At 72.0% G+C, this 19,303-nt stretch carries 21 protein-coding genes and 3 pseudogenes; 18 read left to right on the top strand and 6 right to left on the bottom strand.

Going from position 1 to position 19,303, the window contains the following annotated elements; genetic code table 11:
* Positions 1–19: 19 nt before the first annotated feature.
* Both AC5P09_RS21025 and AC5P09_RS21020 read left to right on the top strand, forming a co-directional pair.
* Positions 20–595, top strand: a complete 576-nt coding sequence (locus tag AC5P09_RS21025; RefSeq protein WP_493875367.1) for a GNAT family N-acetyltransferase — start codon at positions 20–22, stop codon at positions 593–595.
* 14 nt (positions 596–609) lie between these two features.
* A pseudogene (locus AC5P09_RS21020) lies at positions 610–1,544 on the top strand (arginase family protein).
* 1 nt (position 1,545) lies between these two features.
* Here AC5P09_RS21020 and AC5P09_RS21015 read toward each other — a convergent pair.
* Positions 1,546–1,896 (bottom strand): VOC family protein, encoded by a 351-nt coding sequence (locus tag AC5P09_RS21015; RefSeq protein ID WP_266450000.1) that lies wholly within the window; start codon positions 1,894–1,896, stop codon positions 1,546–1,548.
* Between the two features lie 157 nt (positions 1,897–2,053).
* On the opposite strand from AC5P09_RS21015, the gene AC5P09_RS21010 reads away from it, so the two are divergent.
* Both AC5P09_RS21010 and AC5P09_RS21005 read left to right on the top strand, forming a co-directional pair.
* Positions 2,054–2,599: a phage holin family protein gene (locus AC5P09_RS21010; RefSeq protein ID WP_493875366.1), complete on the top strand. Its 546-nt coding sequence runs from the start codon at positions 2,054–2,056 to the stop codon at positions 2,597–2,599.
* A gap of 6 nt (positions 2,600–2,605) precedes the next feature.
* Positions 2,606–3,661 (top strand): SDR family oxidoreductase, encoded by a 1,056-nt coding sequence (locus AC5P09_RS21005; protein WP_493875444.1) that lies wholly within the window; start codon positions 2,606–2,608, stop codon positions 3,659–3,661.
* Positions 3,662–3,725: 64 nt separating this feature from the next.
* Here AC5P09_RS21005 and AC5P09_RS21000 read toward each other — a convergent pair.
* Together AC5P09_RS21000 and AC5P09_RS20995 are read right to left on the bottom strand one after the other, a co-directional pair.
* Positions 3,726–4,849 (bottom strand): annotated as a pseudogene (locus AC5P09_RS21000) (enolase C-terminal domain-like protein).
* Between the two features lie 15 nt (positions 4,850–4,864).
* A complete protein-coding gene (locus AC5P09_RS20995) occupies positions 4,865–5,827 on the bottom strand; it encodes an LLM class F420-dependent oxidoreductase (protein WP_493875365.1) in 963 nt (320 codons plus the stop codon).
* A 173-nt stretch (positions 5,828–6,000) separates the two neighbouring features.
* Between AC5P09_RS20995 and AC5P09_RS20990 the strand changes: the two genes are divergently transcribed.
* The 13 genes from AC5P09_RS20990 to AC5P09_RS20930 all read left to right on the top strand — a co-directional run bounded on the left by AC5P09_RS20990 (position 6,001) and on the right by AC5P09_RS20930 (position 15,867).
* Complete coding sequence (locus tag AC5P09_RS20990) at positions 6,001–7,620, top strand: NAD(P)/FAD-dependent oxidoreductase (RefSeq protein WP_493875364.1); 1,620 nt, start codon at positions 6,001–6,003, stop codon at positions 7,618–7,620.
* The gene (locus AC5P09_RS20985) at positions 7,617–9,464 is read left to right on the top strand and encodes a transketolase (protein WP_493875363.1); all 1,848 of its coding nucleotides are present in this window, start codon (positions 7,617–7,619) and stop codon (positions 9,462–9,464) included. The genes AC5P09_RS20990 and AC5P09_RS20985 overlap by 4 nt, the downstream gene beginning before the upstream one ends.
* The gene (gene ligD, locus AC5P09_RS20980; RefSeq protein WP_493875362.1) at positions 9,461–10,393 is read left to right on the top strand and encodes a non-homologous end-joining DNA ligase; all 933 of its coding nucleotides are present in this window, start codon (positions 9,461–9,463) and stop codon (positions 10,391–10,393) included. Before AC5P09_RS20985 ends, ligD begins: the two co-directional genes overlap by 4 nt.
* A gap of 104 nt (positions 10,394–10,497) precedes the next feature.
* Entirely contained in the window at positions 10,498–10,863 is a 366-nt protein-coding gene (locus tag AC5P09_RS20975) for a gas vesicle protein GvpO (RefSeq protein WP_493875361.1), read from the top strand.
* Between the two features lie 54 nt (positions 10,864–10,917).
* Positions 10,918–11,349 carry a gas vesicle structural protein GvpA gene (locus AC5P09_RS20970; RefSeq protein WP_493875360.1) on the top strand — a complete coding sequence of 144 codons (432 nt, stop codon included), beginning with the start codon at positions 10,918–10,920 and terminating at the stop codon, positions 11,347–11,349.
* Positions 11,346–12,116 carry a GvpL/GvpF family gas vesicle protein gene (locus AC5P09_RS20965; RefSeq protein ID WP_493875359.1) on the top strand — a complete coding sequence of 257 codons (771 nt, stop codon included), beginning with the start codon at positions 11,346–11,348 and terminating at the stop codon, positions 12,114–12,116. Before AC5P09_RS20970 ends, AC5P09_RS20965 begins: the two co-directional genes overlap by 4 nt.
* A 7-nt stretch (positions 12,117–12,123) precedes the next feature.
* Positions 12,124–12,387: a gas vesicle protein GvpG gene (locus AC5P09_RS20960; RefSeq protein ID WP_493875358.1), complete on the top strand. Its 264-nt coding sequence runs from the start codon at positions 12,124–12,126 to the stop codon at positions 12,385–12,387.
* The gene (locus tag AC5P09_RS20955; protein WP_493875443.1) at positions 12,384–13,124 is read left to right on the top strand and encodes a DNA primase; all 741 of its coding nucleotides are present in this window, start codon (positions 12,384–12,386) and stop codon (positions 13,122–13,124) included. The genes AC5P09_RS20960 and AC5P09_RS20955 overlap by 4 nt, the downstream gene beginning before the upstream one ends.
* Entirely contained in the window at positions 13,121–14,227 is a 1,107-nt protein-coding gene (locus AC5P09_RS20950) for an SRPBCC family protein (RefSeq protein WP_493875357.1), read from the top strand. The genes AC5P09_RS20955 and AC5P09_RS20950 overlap by 4 nt, the downstream gene beginning before the upstream one ends.
* Positions 14,224–14,553: a gas vesicle protein gene (locus AC5P09_RS20945; protein ID WP_493875356.1), complete on the top strand. Its 330-nt coding sequence runs from the start codon at positions 14,224–14,226 to the stop codon at positions 14,551–14,553. The genes AC5P09_RS20950 and AC5P09_RS20945 overlap by 4 nt, the downstream gene beginning before the upstream one ends.
* The gene (locus AC5P09_RS20940) at positions 14,550–15,338 is read left to right on the top strand and encodes a GvpL/GvpF family gas vesicle protein (protein ID WP_493875355.1); all 789 of its coding nucleotides are present in this window, start codon (positions 14,550–14,552) and stop codon (positions 15,336–15,338) included. Before AC5P09_RS20945 ends, AC5P09_RS20940 begins: the two co-directional genes overlap by 4 nt.
* Positions 15,335–15,520, top strand: coding sequence for a gas vesicle protein (locus AC5P09_RS20935; RefSeq protein ID WP_307678302.1), 186 nt, complete (start codon positions 15,335–15,337; stop codon positions 15,518–15,520). Before AC5P09_RS20940 ends, AC5P09_RS20935 begins: the two co-directional genes overlap by 4 nt.
* Before the next feature lie 83 nt (positions 15,521–15,603).
* Complete coding sequence (locus tag AC5P09_RS20930) at positions 15,604–15,867, top strand: gas vesicle protein K (protein WP_266453027.1); 264 nt, start codon at positions 15,604–15,606, stop codon at positions 15,865–15,867.
* Between the two features lie 59 nt (positions 15,868–15,926).
* Here AC5P09_RS20930 and AC5P09_RS20925 read toward each other — a convergent pair whose 3' ends face one another.
* The 3 genes and pseudogenes from AC5P09_RS20925 to AC5P09_RS20915 form a co-directional block, all read right to left on the bottom strand.
* The gene (locus tag AC5P09_RS20925; protein WP_053747436.1) at positions 15,927–16,097 is read right to left on the bottom strand and encodes a hypothetical protein; all 171 of its coding nucleotides are present in this window, start codon (positions 16,095–16,097) and stop codon (positions 15,927–15,929) included.
* Positions 16,098–16,139: 42 nt separating this feature from the next.
* Positions 16,140–16,954 (bottom strand): annotated as a pseudogene (locus AC5P09_RS20920) (class I SAM-dependent methyltransferase).
* Between the two features lie 100 nt (positions 16,955–17,054).
* Entirely contained in the window at positions 17,055–18,548 is a 1,494-nt protein-coding gene (locus tag AC5P09_RS20915) for a bifunctional phosphatase PAP2/diacylglycerol kinase family protein (RefSeq protein WP_493875354.1), read from the bottom strand.
* Between the two features lie 62 nt (positions 18,549–18,610).
* Here AC5P09_RS20915 and AC5P09_RS20910 point away from each other — a divergent pair, with 62 nt between their 5' ends.
* A complete protein-coding gene (locus AC5P09_RS20910) occupies positions 18,611–19,264 on the top strand; it encodes a histidine phosphatase family protein (RefSeq protein WP_493875353.1) in 654 nt (217 codons plus the stop codon).
* Positions 19,265–19,303 lie beyond the last annotated feature (39 nt).

Raw genomic sequence — 19,303 nt, 5'->3', positions numbered from 1 at the left:
GCGGTCGTAGGGTGACGGGATGCCGCACAGCGATTCCCCCTATCTCGCCGAAGGCCCCCACGTGGGCATACGTCACTTCACCTACGAGGACGGTGCCGAGTTCACCGCCCGGGTCCGGGAGAGCAAGGAACTGCACCATCCGTGGCTCTTCCCGCCCGACAGTGCCGGTGCCTACACCGCGTACGCCGGGCGGCTGATCGAGGATCCGTCCAAGGCGGGGTTCCTGGTCTGCGAGAAGTGGGAGGGGGGTGCCGTCGCGGGGTTCGTCAACATCAACAACATCGTCGAGGGCGGCTTCCAGTGCGGGGCGCTCGGGTACGGGGCCTTCGCGCACGCCGCCGGGCGCGGGCTGATGCGGGAGGGTCTTGACCTCGTCGTGGGGTACGCGTTCGGGGCGATGCGGCTGCACCGCCTGGAGATCAACGTGCAGCCCGGCAACGCCGCGTCGATCGCGCTGGCGCGCCGGTGCGGGTTCCGGCTGGAGGGTTTCTCGCCGAAGATGATCTTCATCGACGGGGCCTGGCGGGATCACGAGCGGTGGGCGATCACCACGGAGATGCGGGTTTCCGGTGGCTCCTCGCGTCGGCGAGGATGACCCGCATGACCCGCATGCGGAACATCGTCGTGCTCGACGCCCCCTCCAACCTGGGTCTGCGTCCGCCCGCCCCCGGAACCGTGCCCGGCTGCTACAAGCTCGCGGGTGCGCTGCGTGAGCAGCGGATCGTCGTGGGGGTCCCCCCACGACGACAAGGCAGTGAGGGAGGCTGCGGGCGCTGGAGGGCGGCGTGGTGGTGCCGCCGCGCTACGACCTCGGTGACTGGCAGGAGGGCGACGGCGTCTTCAACGCCGCCGCCCTCGCCTCGTACACCCGCACACTCGCCGACCGCATCGAGCGGCACATCCGCGCCGGGGACTTTCCCCTCGTCCTCGGCGGCGACTGCTCCATCCAGCTCGGCGCCAGTCTCGCGCTGCGCCGCATCGGGCGGTACGGGCTGGCCGCGGTGGACGCCTCGCCGGACTTCCGGCACCCCGGCAACTCCAAGCGGATCGGGGCGGCGGGCGGCGAGGAGGTCGCCCTGGCCACCGGGCGCGGGCAGGAGGACCTGACGAACCTGGAGGGGCTTCGGCCCTACCTGAAGGACGAGGACGTACGGTTCTTCGGCATCCGCGACTGCTTCGAGGACGCCCGGGCCGAACTCGCCGCCCTGAAGATCCCCGTCGTCACCGTCGGCGACATCCGGGAGTGGGGTGCGGACGCCCTCGCCCGCGCCACCGCCCAGTCCTTCGCGGTGCCTCAACTGGACGGCTTCTGGGTGCACTTGGACGCCGACGTGCTCGACCCGAGCGTGATGCCGGCCGTCGACAGCCCGGACCCGGACGGCCTCACGCCCGACGAACTCGTCGCCCTGCTGCGGCCGTTGCTCGCCTCCGCGCAGTGCGTCGGCCTCAACGTCACGATCTACGACCCCGATCTGGACCCGGAGGGCACGGCGGGCGCGCTGCTCACCGACGTGGTCGTGTCCGCGTTCGCCGAGGCCGGCTGAGCTACACGCCGCCGCGGTCCGCGTACTCGTACACCGACCCGTCCGGATGCAGCGCGATCAGATTGCGGCCCGCCGGTGTGGGGACCGGGCCCGCGATGACGCGGGCGCCCAGTTCCGTCAGGACCCGGTGCGCCTCGTCGACGTCCTTCACGGCGATCGTCGCGGTGACCTTGCGCAGCACCTCCAGCTCGGCCTCGGGCCCGCTCATCAGCAGGAAACAGCCGACCGCGGCGACCTGAACGCCGCCGCGTTCGAAACGGAGGGCTCTGCCGCCCGCCAGCCGCTCGTAGAAGGGGACCGCTGTCTCCAGGTCGTCGACGCATACGCGCAGCGTGGCTCCCAGAATGTCCATGCGGACGAGCCTAGTTGGGGCGGCCGGGAGAGCGAGATCGTTTCACATGATCCGACCGTCCCGACCGTTCCGACCGCCAGGTTCTCCAGCCTGCGAGCCGGGCGGGCAGCCCCGGCCCGCAGCGTTACGCGCCGGTGACCGCGGGTACCCGGCGGGCATGGACCGCTTGGATCATCTGGAGCATCTGGACAGGCAGCTGGTCGACGAGCTGGCGCAGGTGGCGCGCGAGACCGTGCGCGACGAACTGCGCGAGCAGACTCGCAAGCAGCGCCGCAAGGCCATGCTGTACGGCGCCTCGGGCGCCGTCGCCCTGTACGCGGGCGCGGCTCTCGCGCTCGCCGTGGGACTGGCCCTCGCCATCGGTCTGCCGGACTGGGCCGCCGCACTGATCACCGCGGCGATCCTCGGTGCCCTGGCCTACGTGCTGCGCGGCGCCGCGCAGCCCTCCGCGTCCCGGCCGACGCACGACCGCGAGGCGGAACTGGCCGGGGAGCGGGACCGCGCCCACGGCGCCGCCGCGCCCGTCGGCCCGCCCGGCGGCCTCAGCAACGCGGCGTACCCGCCGATGCCGCCCGTCGCGCCCGGCGGCGTGGGTGGGGCCACCGGTGCGCCGGGGGCGGGTGTGCCGCCGCCCGGTCTGGCCGGAGGGCCGGCGCCGCGCCCCGACGACGTCGACCCCGAGCAGCCGCACCACCGGGCGTGATGCGTGGTGCGCGACTTCCGCAGGGGGCCGCTGTCGCAGCACGGCAAGGTCGTCGTGGTGACCGGCGCAAGTGGCGGCGTGGGCCGGGCCACCGCCCGGGCCTTCGCCGCCCGGGGCGCCAGTGTCGCCCTGCTGGCCCGGGGCCGCGAGGGCCTCGCCGCGGCGGCCGACGAGGTGCAGCGCGCCGGCGGTGAGGCGCTCGTCGTCACCGTGGACATGGCCGACGCGAAGGCGGTCGACGACGCCGCGCAGCAGGTCGTCGACGCCTTCGGGCACATCGACGTCTGGGTCAACAACGCCTTCGCCGGGGTGTTCGCCCGGTTCACCGAGATCACCCCGGACGAGTTCCGGCGGGTGACCGACGTGACGTACCTGGGCTATGTGTCCGGTACTCGGGCCGCGCTGCACCACATGCTGCCCCGTGACCGGGGCACGGTCGTGCAGGTCGGTTCCGCGCTCGCCTACCGCGGGGTTCCGCTGCAGTCGGCGTACTGCGGTGCCAAGCACGCCATCCAGGGCTTCAACGAGTCGCTGCGCTGCGAACTGCTGCACTCCGGCAGCGGTGTCCGTACGACGATGGTGCAGCTGCCCGCCGTCAACACCCCACAGTTCGAATGGGTGTTGAACCGGATGCCGGGGCGCGCCCGGCCGGTGGCACCGGTGTTCCAGCCGGAGGTCGCGGCGCGGGCGATCGTGCACGCGGCCTCGCATGGGCGGCGGCGCGAGTACTGGGTCGGCGGGCCGACGGTGGCCACGCTGATCGCCAACGCGGTCGCACCCGGCGTACTGGACCGGTATCTGGCGCGGACCGGGTTCGCCTCCCAGCAGGATCAGCGGGACGCAGGGGAGTACGGCGGCGGTCCCGGCAACCTGTGGACGCCGGCGGACGGACCGCACGGGCGGGACTTCGGGGCGCACGGGCGCTTCGACGACGAGGCGGTGTCCGGCAGCCCGCAGGACTGGGTGTCCCGGAACCGGGGGCGGATGGGAAGGGGTCTGGCGGTGGCCGGCGGGCTGGGGGCCGTGGCCGCCGGGTTGCGCCGTGGAGCCGGGCGCCGCTGACGGTCGTGGCATGGGGCGGCGCTGACGTCGTCATCGTTACGCCACCCGGGTCACGCAACCCGGGTCACGCCACCCGGTACTCCTCCACCTCGTCCGTCCGCAGCGTCAGCCCGTGGCCGACCCCTCGCACCGGCCGCACCACACCGCCCGTCGGATCCAGCGCCCCGTCGAAGAACATGTCCTCGATGCGGACGTGGTCGTGGAACCACTCCAGGTGGCGGATGTTGGGGAGGGAGGCGGCCGCGGCGGCGTGCGCGTGCGGGGCGCAGTGGGCCGAGACCTCCAGGCCGTGGGCGTGGGCCAGGGCCGCCGCGCGCAGGAACTCGGTGAGGCCGCCGGTGGGGGTCCCCCCACGCCCTTGAGGCAGTGGGGGAGGGTCGCGTCGATCTGGAGGCAGTCGACCGCACCGGCCGTGATCATCCGGGCGAAGTAGGGGAGGTCGTAGCCGTACTCGCCGGCCGTCACGTCGCACAGCACGGCGTCCCGGACCAGGCGCAGCCCCGTCAGGTCGTCGGAGGACACCGGTTCCTCGAACCAGCCCACGCCGTGCTCGGCGAGCGCCTGCCCGACGCGGACGGCCTGCTTGCGGGTGTAGGCCCCGTCGGCGTCGACGTACAACTCGGCGTCCTCGCCGATGACATGGCGGGCCGCACGGACCCGGGCCAGGTCGCGGGTGACCGCGCGGCCCCAGCCCTCGCCGATCTTTATCTTGACGCGCGGGATGTGCTGCCCGTGCACCCACCCGTTGAGCTGGGCGGCCAGATGTGTGTCGTGGTACGTCGTGAAACCGCCGCTGCCGTACACCGGGACCGTCTCGCGGGCGGCGCCCAGGAGCCGGGCCAGGGGGAGTTCGAGCAGCCGGGCCTTGAGGTCCCACAGGGCGATGTCGAGGGCCGAGATCGCGCAGGCGGCGATGCCGGGGCGGCCCGCGTTGCGGACCGAGCGGCACATCAGGCCGTGCACGGCGGGGATGTCGAGGGCGCCGCGGCCCTCGACGAGCGGGCCGAGACGCTCGTACAGGAAGTCGCCGACCGCCGCCGGGCCGTACGTCCAGCCCGTGCCGGTCGCGTCGCCCGCCGTCACCTCGGCGATCACCACGGTCGTGGTGTCCCAGGCCAGCGTGCCGTCGGCCTCGGGGGCGTCGGTCGGCACGGTGTACACGGACACGACGGGTCGGTGGAGTTCCATCGCGGATCAGGGCCTTCAGGCGCTCTGCTGAAGCTGCGGCAGCACCTTCGTACGGTAGAAGTCGAAGAAGCCGCGGGTGTCGGGGCCGATCTGGTTGACGTAGACCATGTCGAAGCCCGCGTCGGCGAACTGCCTCAGTTCCGCCACGTGCTCGTCCACGTCGTCGCCGCACACCCGGTTCTGGCGGACCATGTCCTCGGTGACCAGCTGCTGCGCCTGCTCGAAGTGCTTGGGCGAGGGCAGCACCTGGCCGAGTTCGCCGGGCAGTTGCTCGTTGGCCCACAGCCGGTGCACGGTCCGTACGGCCTCGTCCTTGTCGAGGTCGTAGCAGACCTTGGTGCCGCCGCTGACGGGCTTGGCGCCGCCTCCGCCCTTGCGGTACTGCTCCACCATCGCGGCGTCCGGCTGGATGGTGATGTAGCCGTCGGCCACCCGGGAGGCCAGCTTGGTCGCGGCGGGGCCGAAGCCGGAGATGTCGATCGGGACGGGTTCGTCGGGGACGGTGTACAGGCGGGCGTTCTCCACCGTGTAGTGCGGGCCGTGGTGGTTGACCTCCTCGCCGGTGAACAGTCGGCGCATGACCTGGATGGCCTCCTCCAGCATCTCCAGCCGTACGTGGGCGGGCGGCCAGGCGTCGCCCAGGATGTGCTCGTTGAGGGCCTCGCCGGTGCCGACGCCCAGCCGGAAGCGGCCGTCCGTCATCACCGCGCTGGTCGCCGCGGCCTGGGCGACCACCGCCGGATGGATCCGCACGGTCGGGCAGGTCACCGCCGTCTCGATGGGCAGGGACACGGCCTCGGACAGGGCGCCGATCACCGACCACACGAAGGGGCTCTGGCCCTGCGCGTCGTTCCACGGGTGGTAGTGGTCGGAGATCCACAGCGACTGGAACCCGGCCTGTTCGGCCATCCGCGCCTGCTCGATGAGCTCCGCGGGACCGTACTGCTCGCACGAGAGGAAGTAGCCGTACTCGGGCATGGGGGGTGTGCCTCCACGAGGTGGGCGGACGGTTCGCCGTCCCGGGTACCCGACGGCCGTGGCGGAAACCGGGCGCACGCGGGGGCCGTGACGGAACCGGGCGGACGTTTGGGTGCCCTGACCAGGGGGACGCGGAAGGCTCCCGAGGTACGCGACAGCCCCGGAGGCGAACCGTGAGTCGACCCCGCATAGTGATCGTCGGTGCCGGCTTCGCCGGATACCGGACGGCCCGAGAACTGTCCCGGATGTCCCGCGGCAAGGCCGACATCACCCTGCTGAACCCGACCGACTACTTCCTGTATCTGCCCCTGCTGCCCCAGGTCGCCGCCGGGATCCTGGAGCCACGCCGGGTCACCGTCTCCCTGTCGGGCACCCTGCCGCGGGTGCGCCTGGTGCTCGGCGAGGCCGACGGCATCGACCTCGACGGGCAGACCGTGCACTACACCGACCCGGAGGGCGGCGACGGCACCCTGCCGTACGACCGGCTCGTCCTGGCCGTCGGCAGCGTCAACAAGCTGCTCCCGATCCCCGGCGTCGCCGAGCACGCGCACGGCTTCCGCGGACTGCCCGAGGCGCTGTACCTGCGCGACCACGTCACCCGGCAGGTGGAGCTCGCCGCCGCGGCCGACGACCCGAAGAGCTGCGCCGCGCGCTGCACCTTCGTGGTGGTCGGCGCCGGCTACACCGGCACCGAGGTCGCCGCGCACGGGCAGCTGTACACCGACGCGCAGGTGCGGGGGCACCCACTGCGGGAGGGCATGCGGCCCCGCTGGCTGCTCCTGGACGTCGCGCCGCGCGTCCTGCCCGAACTGGACGAGCACCTGTCCCGCACCGCCGACCGCACGCTGCGGGAGCGGGGCGTGGAGGTGCGGATGGGGACCTCCGTGAAGGAGGCGACCCCGAACGGGGTGCTGCTGACGGACGGGGAGTTCGTCGAGACGCGGACGCTCGTGTGGTGCGTGGGCGTACGGCCCGATCCGCTCGTCGAGGGCACCGGCCAGCCGCTGGAGCGTGGCCGTCTGATCGTCGACCCCTACCTCCAACTCCCCGGACACCCCGAGGTGTTCGCGTGCGGCGACGCCGCCGCCGTACCGGATCTGAACAATCCCGGGACGTACACGCCGATGACCGCGCAGCACGCCTGGCGGCACGGCAAGGCGGTGGCCCGCAATGTCGCCGCCTCGCTGGGTGTCGGGGACAAGCGTCCCTACCGGCACAAGGACCTGGGGTTCGTGGTGGATCTGGGCGGCGCGAAGGCCGCCGCCAACCCGCTCGGCATCCCCCTGTCCGGGCCGGCCGCCGGAGCGGTCACCCGCGGCTACCACCTCGCGGCGATGCCCGGCAACCGGGTCCGGGTCGCCGCGGACTGGCTGCTGGATTCCGTACTGCCGCGCCAGGCCGTCCAGTTGGGGCTCGTACGGTCCTGGTCCGTGCCGCTCGACACGGCGTCGCCGGAGCTGGCACGGGTGCCGGGCGGGCCGGAGCGGCGGCAGGAGGCCGGTGCCCGGTCCGGGCCGGGAGCGGCGACGGCCAGGGACACGAAGTCGGGGGAGAGGGCGTCCGAACCACCCGCCAAGAAGCAGCCCGGTGGTGAGCCGGCGAAGAAGCAGCCCGGTGGTGAGCCGGCGAAGAAGCAGCCCGGTGGTGAGCCGGCGAAGAACCAACCCGGTGGTGAGCCGGCGAAGAACCGGCCCGGCGGCGAACCCGCCGAGCCAGGGCCCGACGACGAGCCCCACAAGGCCCCCGGCCCCGTCCGGCGCACCGACGAAACCCCCGCCGAAGGAGACTCATGAACACCCGTGAACTCGTCGAACTGGCCCAGCAGTTGCGCGTCGACAGCGTGCGTGCCTCGGCCGCAGCGGGCTCCGGGCACCCGACCTCGTCGATGTCCGCCGCGGACCTGATGGCCGTCCTCCTCGCCCACCACCTCCGCTACGACTTCGACCGCCCCGCCCACCCGGGCAACGACCGCTTCGTCCTGTCCAAGGGGCACGCCTCGCCCCTGCTGTACTCCGCCTACAAGGCGGCCGGCGCCGTCGACGACGAGGAACTGCTGACGTTCCGCAAGCTCGGCAGCCGGCTCGAAGGGCATCCGACGCCACGGCAACTGCCGTGGGTCGAGACGGCCACCGGCTCGCTCGGACAAGGGCTGCCCGTCGGCGTGGGGATCGCGCTGTCCGGCAAGCGCCTCGACCGCACCGGCTACCGCGTGTGGGTGCTGTGCGGCGACAGCGAGCTGGCCGAGGGCTCGGTGTGGGAGGCGGCCGAGCACGCGGGGCACGAGCACCTCGACAACCTCACCGCGATCGTCGACGTCAACCGGCTCGGCCAGCGCGGCCCCACCCGGCACGGCCACGACCTCGACGCCTACGCGCGCCGCTTCCAGGCCTTCGGCTGGCACACCGTCGAGGTGGACGGCCATGACGTCGACGCCGTCGACCGGGCGTACGGCGAGGCGATCTCCACCAAGGGCCAGCCGACCGCGATCCTCGCCCGCACCCTCAAGGGCAAGGGCGTCGCCGACGTCGAGGACCGGGAAGGTCTGCACGGCAAGCCGCTGAAGAACGCCGACGACGCGATCGCCGAGCTGGGCGGCGTCCGGGACATCCGCGTCGAGGTGCACGAGCCGCCGGCCGCCCGCATGCTGCACGCCGTACGCACCGGGCACCTGGAACTGCCGCGTTTCGAGAAGGGCGAGGAGGTCGCCACCCGCAACGCCTTCGGGCAGGCCCTCGCGGCCCTCGGCACCGGACGCGGCGACGTCGTCGCCCTCGACGGCGAGGTCGGCGACTCCACCCGCGCGGAGTTCTTCGCCAAGGAACACCCCGACCGCTACTTCGAGTGCTACATCGCCGAGCAGCAGATGGTCGCCGCGGCCGTCGGACTCGCGGCCCGCGGCTGGGTGCCGTACGCCTCCACCTTCGCCGCCTTCCTGACCCGCGCGTACGACTTCGTCCGCATGGCGTCGATCAGCGGCTCCGGCATCAACCTCGTCGGCTCGCACGCCGGTGTCGCGATCGGGCAGGACGGGCCCAGTCAGATGGGCCTGGAGGACCTGGCGATGATGCGGGCGGTGCACGGCTCGACCGTGCTGTACCCCTGCGACGCCAACCAGACCGCGCATCTCGTCGCCGAGATGGCGGGCCTGGAGGGCATCCGCTATCTGCGCACCTCGCGCGGCGAGAGCCCGGTGATCTACGGGCCCGACGAGGAGTTCCCGATCGGCGGCAGCAAGGTGCTGCGCTCCTCCGGTCAGGACCGGATGACGATCGTCGCGGCGGGCGTCACCGTGCCCGAGGCGCTGGCCGCCGCCGACGCGCTGGAGGGCGAGGGCATCCGGGTGCGGGTGATCGACCTGTACTCGGTCAAGCCCGTCGACCGGCTCACCCTGCGGCAGGCCGCCGAGGAGACCGGCTGCCTGGTGACCGTGGAGGACCACCACGAGGAGGGCGGCCTCGGCGACGCCGTGCTCGACGCCTTCGTCGACGGGCGGCCCGTGCCGCGCCTGGTGCGCCTCGCCGTCCGTACGATGCCCGGCTCGGGCTCCCCCGACGAGCAGCTGCACGCCGCCGGCATCGACGCCGAGTCGATCGCGGCGGCCGGGAAGCTGCTGGTGGAGGAGGCGGTCGTGCGGTGAGCGGCGACGGATCACGAACCGTCCGGGCGGGCCGCCGCACCGTGGAGGTGCACCGCCCGGACAAGGTGCTCTTCCCCGGGGACGGCGGCGCGAAGGAGTACACCAAGGGTGACCTGGTCGACTACTACCGGTCCGTCGCCCCCTTCATGCTGCCGCATCTGCGCGGCCGCCCGCTGATGCTGGAGCGGCACCCGGACGGCATCGACGGCCCCCGGTTCATGCAGAAGAACACCCCGGAGAACTACCCGGAGTGGATCACCCGGGTCGAGCTGGCCAAGGAGGGCGGCACCGTCTGCCACACCGTGTGCGACGACACCGCCACCCTGCTCTACCTCGCCGACCAGGCCGCCCTCACCCTGCACCGCTGGCTGTCCCGCGTCGGACGGGTCGACCGGCCCGACCGGATGGTCTTCGACCTCGACCCGTCCGGAGACACCGTGGACTTCGCGGCGGTGCGCGAGGCGGCCGTACTGCTGGGGGAGCTGCTCGACGAGCTGAAACTGCCCCCGGCGCTGATGACCACCGGCTCGCGCGGACTGCACGTGGTCGTACCGGTCGACGGGCACCACGACTTCGACGAGGTGCGCACCTTCGCCCGGGACGTCGCCGACACCCTCGTCGCCGGCCACCCCGACCGGCTGACCACCGCCGCCCGCAAGAAGGAGCGCGGCGAGCGGCTCTACCTCGACGTGCAGCGCAACGCCTACGCGCAGACCGCGGTCGTGCCCTTCACCGTCCGCGCCAAGCCGGGCGCCCCCGTGGCGACGCCGCTGGCCTGGAGCCAGCTGGACGACCCGGGCCTCGACGCCCGCCGATGGACCGTTGCCGACGCCGTCGACCAGGCCCGCACCGATCCCTGGGCCGGTGTGATGAGCAGAGGGAGGTCGCTCGGCCCGGCCAGGCGTCGCCTCAACGCCTTGCGTGGGTAATGCACGTACAGCCTCTGAGCAGGCATGACGCGCCTGCTCCCGGTCGCATGCCCGTGTGAAGGTTTGGCCAACGGGTGAGCGGCCACCCGGAGTTAGAGGTGGCCATGTCGAACACAAAGAACTCACCGGAATCACAGAATTCACAGGATTCCCGCAAAGGCGAAGAAAAGGACACGGAGCGCAACGTGGCGGAGGACCGGCCGAACCCCATGGAGGTGCTGCGCCGTGCGCGCGCCCAGCTGGCGGAGCTGACCGGCATGGCTGCCGAGAACGTCTCCTCCTTCGAGCAGTCGGAGGAGGGCTGGTCGCTGGAGATCGAGGTTCTCGAACTCTCCCGCGTGCCCGACACGATGAGCCTGATGGCGAGCTACCAGGTCGACCTCGACCCGCAGGGCGAGCTCACCGGCTACCGGCGCGTTCGCCGCTACGAACGCGGGCGGGCGGACTCGCACAGGCCGGGCGGCCGCTAGGCCGCCCACCCCACCAACCGTTTACCAGTCCACAGACAAGGAGGCGCGGTCGGCATGACCGTTGTTCCGACCCAGCAGAGCGGCGGCGGAGGCGGCAGCAGTGGTCTCTACGACGTTCTGGAGCTCGTCCTCGACAGGGGTCTCGTCATCGACGCGTTCGTACGGGTCTCCCTGGTCGGCATCGAGATCCTGAAGATCGACATACGGGTCGTCGTGGCCAGCGTCGACACGTATCTGCGCTTCGCCGAGGCGTGCAACCGCCTCGACCTGGAGGCCGGGCCGCGCAAGGCCCCCGGCCTGCCCGACCTGGTCGGCGAGATCACCGAGTCCGGCGCCCGCGGCAAGTCCAAGGGAGCGCTGTCCGGTGCCGCCGAGACCGTTTCCGGCGCCTTCAAGCAGGCCCGTGAGGAGGGCCAGGGCCAGACCGAGTCCAGGCCGCGTGCCCGCAAGTCGACGGCATCGCGCAGGAAGGAGGAAGAGGAGTGAGCACGTACGTCTACGGAATCACGGCCGCGTCCCATCCTTCGCTGCCCGACGGCATGGGAGGCGTCGGCGACCCGCCGCATCCCGTGCGCATCCTCAAGGAGGGCGAACTGGCGGCGATCGTCAGCGAAGCTCCCGAAGGCCTGCGCCCCAAGCGCAGGGACCTGCTCGCCCACCAGAACGTCCTGAGCGAGTCCGGCGCGGCCGGCTGCGTCCTGCCCATGCGGTTCGGCAGCGTCGCCTCCGACGACGGCACCGTCACCGGGGTCCTCGCCGAGCGCGCCGACCACTACAAGGAACGCCTGCGCACCCTGGACGGCAGGGTCGAGTACAACGTCAAGGCCATCCACAACGAGGAGGCCGTGCTGCACCGGGTGATGGCCGAGAACCCGGAGATCCGCGCCCTGACCGAGGCCAACCGGCAGTCAGGCGGCGGCAGCTACGAGCAGCGGCTCCACCTCGGCGAGATGGTGGTGGCCGCGGTCAAGGCCCGCGAGGCCGAGGACGCGACCGACGTGCAGCACACCCTGGAACCGGCCGCCGAGGCGGTGAGCGTGGGCCCCGAGTCCTCCGGCTGGCTCGCCAACATCTCGTTCCTGGTGGAGCGCGACGAGGCCGCGTCCTTCCTGGCCGCGGTGGAACAGGTCCGTACGGGCCATCCACACCTGGAACTGCGCGTCAACGGCCCGCTGCCGCCGTACAGCTTCGTGGAGCCCGGCCCGGCCGAGCCCGCGGGCACCACGCTGGGCGCGGACCGCGCGGAGGAGTGAGGCGACCGTGGGACTCATCTCAGAGGTGTTGCTGCTGCCGCTCGCACCCGTGCGCGGCAGCGGCTGGGTGATCAGACAGGTGCTGAACGAAGCGGAGCGCCTTTACTACGACCCGGCCACCGTCCGGGCCGAACTCGCCCAGCTCGAAGAGCGTCTCGAGGCGGGCGAGATCGACGAGGAGGAGTTCGACCGCCTTGAGGACGAGCTCCTCGACCGGCTGGAGATCGGCCTGGGCGGCGGCGCGGGGACTGGCGAGGGGACGGCATGGTGAACCGAGTGGGAATGGGCCTCGCGGTAGGGGCCGGATACGTCCTCGGGCGTACCAAGAAGATGAAACTGGCGTTCGCGGTCGGCACCCTCGTGGCCGGCAAGCGGATGCATCTGAGCCCGCGGGCCCTCGCGGACCTGGCCTCCCAGCAGCTGCGGAACAACCCGCAGTTCAAGGAGATCGGGGACCAGCTGCGCGAGGACATGCGCGGCGTCGGCAAGGCGGCCTCCGGCGCCATGGTGGAACGGCAGATCGACGCGATCGCCGACCGCCTGCACGGCCGTACCGCCCAGGTCCGCGACCAGCTCGCGGGCGTGGTGCCGGACGCGTCGGGCCTCGGGCACTCGGACGAGCGCGAGGAGGACGAGGAGCCGGAGGAGGAGTACGAGGAGCCGGAGGCAGAAGAGGCAGAAGAGGCAGACAAGGCAGACAAGGCAGACGAGGCGCAAGAGGCAGATGAGTCGGACGAGGCCGAAGAGGCCGAAGATGCCGACGAGGACGCCGAGCCGCGCCATAAGCCGGCGGTGAAGAAGTCGGCCAAGAAGTCACCGGCGAAGGAGACGGCCAAGAAGCAGGCGTCCGAGAAGGCGCCCGCCAAGAAGGCCACGGCGAAGAAGACGGACGGGAAGAAGACCGCGGCCAAGAAGACGGCCGCCACAGCCGTCAAGAAGACCACCTCGGCCAGGAGCGCCGCCCGCGGCGCCCGGGCCCGCCTGCCGAAGGGAGGCGCTGAGCGATGACCGAGACCCTCGGAGCCGCGCGGGGCGTCACCGACAAGGCGAAGGACCAGGCGACGAAGAACCCGCTCACCGACGTCGCCAAGAGCGAGGCCGCAGACCGGCTCAAGGCGGAGGTGCAGGAGTACCTCGCCGCCCAGACCCAGCGCCTGCTGATGGACTTCGGCCGCAAGCTCGGCGAGACCACGGTCAAGCTGAACGACATCGCCGAGGGCAGGAGTCCGGGCTTCGCCAAGCTCGCCCTCGACGGCGGCCGCAAGCTCGCCGAGGGCAAGGGCCCGGTGCGGTCCGCGCTGGAGCTCGGCGCCACGCGCGCCAAGGACAGCGTGGTCGGCGCGTTCAAGAACCTCGGCGGCGGCAAGGGCAAGGGCAAGAAGGGCGGAGGCGGCAAGAAGCCGACCGTCATCATCGAGTTCATCGACGTCGGCGTGCCGCTGCGCACCGCCTACGACCAGTGGACCCAGTACCAGGACTTCAGTACCTTCGCGAAGGGCGTCAAGAGCGCGAGCCGCGCCGACGACACCCATTCCGACTGGCAGCTGAAGGTCTTCTGGTCCAACCGCAGCTGGAAGGCCCACACCACTGAGCAGCTGGCCGACGACCGGATCTCCTGGACCTCGGAGGGCGCCAAGGGCACCACGAAGGGCGTCGTCTCCTTCCACCGGCTCGCCGACAACCTCACCCGCGTCCTGCTGGTCATCGAGTACTACCCCAAGGGCCTGTTCGAGAAGACCGGCAACCTCTGGCGCGCCCAGGGCCGCCGGGCCCGGCTCGACCTGAAGAACTTCGCCCGCCACATCGCCCTCAAGGGCGAGGCGGACGACGGCTGGCGCGGCGAGATCCGCGACGGCGAGGTCGTCAGGAGCCACGACGACGCCGTGGCCGAGGAGGAGGAAGAAGAGTCGGCCGAGGAGGAGGGCGAGGAAGCGTACGAGGACGAGGAAGAAGGCCCGTACGCCGAGGAGCAGCCTGAAGAGGACGAGGAGGAGACCGGCGAGTACGACGAGGAGGAGCCGGAGGAGGGCGAGGTGCCCGAGGTCGAGGCCGCTGAAGAGGAAGAGGACGAGGACGAGTACGAGTACGCGGACGGCGGGAGCCGACGATGACCACGCCCAGTCGGCTGCCCGAACCCTACGGCCACAGCAGCGGCGCCAACCTTGCCGACATCCTGGAACGCGTCCTCGACAAGGGCATCGTCATCGCGGGGGACATCCGCATCAACCTGCTCGACATCGAGCTCCTCACGATCAAGCTGCGCCTCATCGTCGCCTCCGTCGACAAGGCCAAGGAGATGGGCATCGACTGGTGGGAGGACGACCCGGCGTTGTCCTCCGGCGCCCGCCGCAAGGAACTCGCCCGGGAGAACGCCGAGTTGCGCGAGCGGCTGGCCCAACTGGAGCCCTACCGCACTCGGGAGGAAGAGGCGTCATGAGCGGACTGCGCTACGTCTACGCCGTCTGCCGTCCGCTCGGCGCGCCCCTGCAGTCCCAGCTGACGGGCGTGGCCGGCGACCCGCCCAGACTGCTCAACCACCACGGCCTGATCGCGGTCGTCAGCCATGTGCCGGAGCGGGACTTCGCCGAGAAGCCGCTCCGCGAGCATCTGGAGGACCTGGACTGGCTCACCGCGACCGCGCGCGCCCACCAGGGCGTGATCGACGCCCTCACCGTCGTCACCACCCCGCTGCCGCTGCGGCTCGGCACCGTCTTCCGTGACGACAGCGGCGTGCGGACGATGATCGAGGAACGCGAGGACGACTTCCGGCGCACCCTCGACCGGCTGGAGGGCCGGGTCGAATGGGGCGTCAAGGTGTACACCGAGCCGGAACCGGAAGCGGAACCGGCGGCCTCGGGCGACGGCCGGCCCGGTCAAAAGGCGGCCTCGGGACGGGACTATCTGCGTCAGCGACGCCAGAGTGTGCGGGCGCACGAGGACAGGTGGCAGCAGGCGGAACAGTTCGCGAACCGGCTGCACGAAAGGCTTTCCGCTTATGCCGAGGATTCCCGCCTGCACGCCCCGCAGAACCCCGCACTTTCCGGAGTGGCGGGGCGGAACGTGCTCAACGCGGCCTATCTCGTGTCGCGCGCCCATTCCGAGGAATTCGTGGAACTGGTGGACCGTACGAAGGGCGAGGTACCGGGAATGCGCGTGGAACTCACCGGCCCCTGGGCCGCCTATTCCTTCGCGACGGAGTTCACGGGGGAGGGGGACCGGTGACGGTGATCGAGCGCCGTGAGATCGCGCTGGTGGACCTGCTCGACCGGCTGCTCGCCGGCGGGGTCGTCATCACCGGCGACATCACCCTGCGCATCGCGGACGTCGACCTCGTCCGCATCGACCTGAACGCGCTGATCAGCTCGGTGAACGAACAGGTGCCGTCCCCCTGGGAGTCGTCATGACCGAGCGACCCGACCGGACCGACCGGACCGAGCGACCCGACGTGACCGAGCGCCACCACCGGACCGCCGGGCGGCACAACCGGATGGACCTCGACCCCGACACCGTCGAGCGGGACCTGGTGAAACTCGTCCTGACCGTGGTGGAACTGCTGCGCCAGCTCATGGAACGCCAGGCGCTGCGCCGCTTCGACGAAGGCGACCTCAGCGAGGAGCAGGAGGAGCGCATCGGGCTCACCCTGATGCTGCTCGACGACCGCATGACCGAACTGCGCGAGCGGTACGGACTGCGGCCCGAGGACCTCAATCTGGACCTCGGGCCGCTCGGACCTCTGCTTCCCCGGGAATGAATCCCGGTTGCTTCCCCGGGAATTAATCCCGGGCCCCGGGAATGAACCCCGGGGTCAATTCACCACCTGTACCAGCGGCCCCTGCCTCCACCCGCGGTCGTACTCCGCATCAGGAAGCCCAGAAGCCATAGCACCAGAACAGCCAGCGCAATCCACCAGAGAATCTTTACCGCGAACCCGGCACCGAAAAGGATCAGTACCAGAAGCAGTACCAGCAGGATGGGAACCATAGTGTGAACCTCCTGCATTCCGGGTTTCCCGGAAACGGTGATTCAGGCTTCCTTTCGGCACAGAATTTCTCCGTGCAGCACGCTGAACCAGCCGTCCTCCTGCCGCCCCCATTCCCGCCAGGCCGCCGACACGGAGCGCAGTTGTTCGTCCGTCGCGTGCCCGCCCTCCGTGGCCCGCTCGGCGTACGCCGAGGCCAGGGTGCGGTCCGCCCACAGGCCGCTCCACCAGGCGCGCTCCTCGGCGGTGGTGAAGGTCCAGGTACCGGTGGTCGCCGTGATGTCCGTCAGGCCCGCCTTCAGCGCCCAGGACTTCAGCCGGCGTCCGGCTCGCCGCCGTTGGCGCGGGCCACCCGCCGGTACAGGTCCAGCCAGTCGTCCATGCCCGGCGACTCGGGATACCAGGTCATCGCCGCGTAGTCCGAGTCCCGTACGGCGATGAGACCGCCCGGCGCGGTGACCCGCCGCATCTCGCGCAGCGCCTGCACCGGATCGCCGACGTGTTGCAGCACCTGGTGGGCGTGGACCACGCAGAACGTGTCGTCCGGGAAGTCCAGGGCGTGCACGTCCGCGACCGCGAAGTCGACGTTGCCCAGGCCGCGTTCGGCGGCGGTGGCCCGGGCCTGGTCCAGGATGCCCGGCGCGTGGTCGACGCCGGTGACGTGCCCGTCCGGGACCAGGGCGGCCAGGTCGGCGGTGATCGTGCCGGGCCCGCAGCCGATGTCCAGAATCTTCATGTGGGGCTTGAGCGAACCGACCAGGTACGCCGCCGAGTTGGCGGCCGTGCGCCAGGTGTGGGAGCGCAGCACGGACTCGTGATGGCCGTGCGTGTAGACGGCGGTCTCCTGCGACTTCGACATGGGTGCGGCTCCCTGTTCGGCGTCTCCTCGGGTACGCCTCACCGTACGCGCGCATGTCGAATGATGAGACCCGCGTTTTGCCATCTGGACTGACGTGCCATCAGCTCCCGGACAGCGGCCGGTACACCGTGAGCGCCAGGGGCAGTTTCTCCAGCGTCACCTCGCCCGCCACCTCGGTGACTTCACCGTCGTAGGCGAGGAGCGTGCCGGGGGCCACCCCGGACAGGTGCAGCCGGCCCACCTGGACCGCCGCGTGGGCGGGGGAGCGGGTCAGCGGCCCGGCGACGGCGGCCGCGAGCAGCCGCAGCGCGGGCCGCCGCCCGCCGTGCACGACCCGTACGTCGAGCCGCCCGTCCGCGAGGTCACGGCGGCGGCCGGGTGTCAGGCCCATCCGGTGGTAGGTGCCGTTGCCGGCGAACAGCAGCCACAGCGGCCGCGCCTCGCCGCGGAAGCCGGCCTCCAGCGGGTGCTGGTCGGTGCGGCTCACGCGCAGCGCCGCGAGCACTCCGGCCGGCCAGCCGCCGATCCGGGACGACCAGCGCTCCCGCTCGCGCACCAGCTCCGGATACACGCCCAGGCTGCACGTGTTGAGGAAGATGCCCTGCCGTTCCCCGCAGGTGAAGCGGCCCACGTCCACCCGCACGCCCTCGCCGTCCCGGACGGCCCGGCCCAGATCGCGGACGCCTTCGACGCCGAGGTCGTGGGCGAAGTGGTTCAGCGTGCCGCCGGGCAGCACCGCGAGGGGCAGGCCGTGGCGCAGGGCGATCCCGGCGGCGGCGTTGGCCGTGCCGTCGCCGCCGCACACGCCGAGGACTCGGGCGCGGGCCGCCGCCTTCTCCAACTCGGCCGGAACATCGGCCGGTTCGCACTCGACGACCTCGGCCGCGGGCAGGGCGTCCTGCAGGGCGCGGGCCCGGTCGGCGGTGCCCGAGGCGGTGTTGACGACGACCACCAGGCCCTCGCCGTCCGGCAGCGCGGGAACGTCCGCGCGGGGCCGGGCCGGCGGCAGCGACTGGGCGCGGGTCGGCACCAGAGCCCGTACGGCGAAGGCGGCGCCCACGCCCAGCGTCGCGCCCGCCAGTACGTCGCTCGGGAAGTGCACGCCGGTGTAGACGCGGGACATGGCCACCGAGAAGGCGACCGGCGCCACCACCGCGCCCCAGGAGGGCGACTCCAGGGCGACCCCGGCCGCGAACGCGGCCGCCGACGCCGAATGACCGGACGGGAACGACGTGGTGATCGGCTGCCGCTTCAGCTGCCGCACCAGCGGAACCGGGTCCAGGACGGGCCGCGGGCGACGCACCGAGCGCTTGCCGAAGGTGTTGATGGCCAAGGAGGCCAGGCTCAGCGAGGCGAGGCCCCGCGCCGCCGCCCGGCGGGCTCGGGGGGTGCGGCTCGCGGCCAGCGCGGCCGCGGTCGCGAACCACAGCACTCCGTGGTTCGCGCTCCGGCTCAGCCGCGGCAGGACCGGTTCGGCGGCGGGCCAGTGCTGCCCGGCGGCGAACTCGAACAGCCGGCAGTCCAGGTCCAGCAGCCGGTCGCGCAGCACATGGTGGCCGGGCTTCGGGACGGTGAGGTCGACGTCTGGGCTCATGCCCTCCCGGATACCCTGAAGCGGCCGTTTCTTGTCCGGCGGGCCGTCCTGGAGGACCCCTCATGCGTCTGCTGCTCATCCGCCACGGCCAGACCCCCACCAACGTGCGGTTCCTGCTGGACACCGCCGTCCCGGGCCCCGGCCTCACCGAGCTCGGCGAGCGCCAGGCCGCCGCCCTGCCCGAGGCCCTCGCGGACGAGGACATCGAGGCCCTGTACGCCTCCACCCTCGTCCGCACCCAGCTCACCGCCGCCCCCCTGGCCGCCGCCCGCGGCCTCGACGTGCGGGTCCGGGACGGCATCCGGGAGCTGTCCGCGGGAGACCTGGAGATGCTGCCGGGAGACTCCGAGCCCGGCATGAGGTACATGGAGACGGTGTTCGCCTGGTCGGCCGGTGACACGGCCCTGCGCATGCCGGGCGGGGGGAGCGGAGCCGAGGCGCTGGCGCGGTACGACGCGGTGGTCGCCGAGGCCGCCGCGAGCGGCGCCTCGACCGTGGCCATGGTCAGCCACGGCGCGGCCATCCGGATGTGGACGGCGGCCCGCGCGGACAACGTCGACGTGGCCTTCGCCGCCGCCCGCCCCCTGGACAACACCGGTGTCGTGATCCTGGAGGGATCGCCGTCCGACGGCTGGAAGGCCCTGTCGTGGGCGGGTGCGACGGTCGTCCCCGCGGGCGAGGGCGGCCCCACGGGACGGCCCGTCGACGCGGACTGAACGCATAACGGTTTGCCCGGGCTCGCCGGCGGCCCGCAC

The sequence above is a fragment of the Streptomyces sp. a15 genome, from assembly GCF_059026085.1.
Note: the sequence above shows the minus strand (reverse complement) of the source record. Positions and strands in the feature narration are given on the sequence as shown.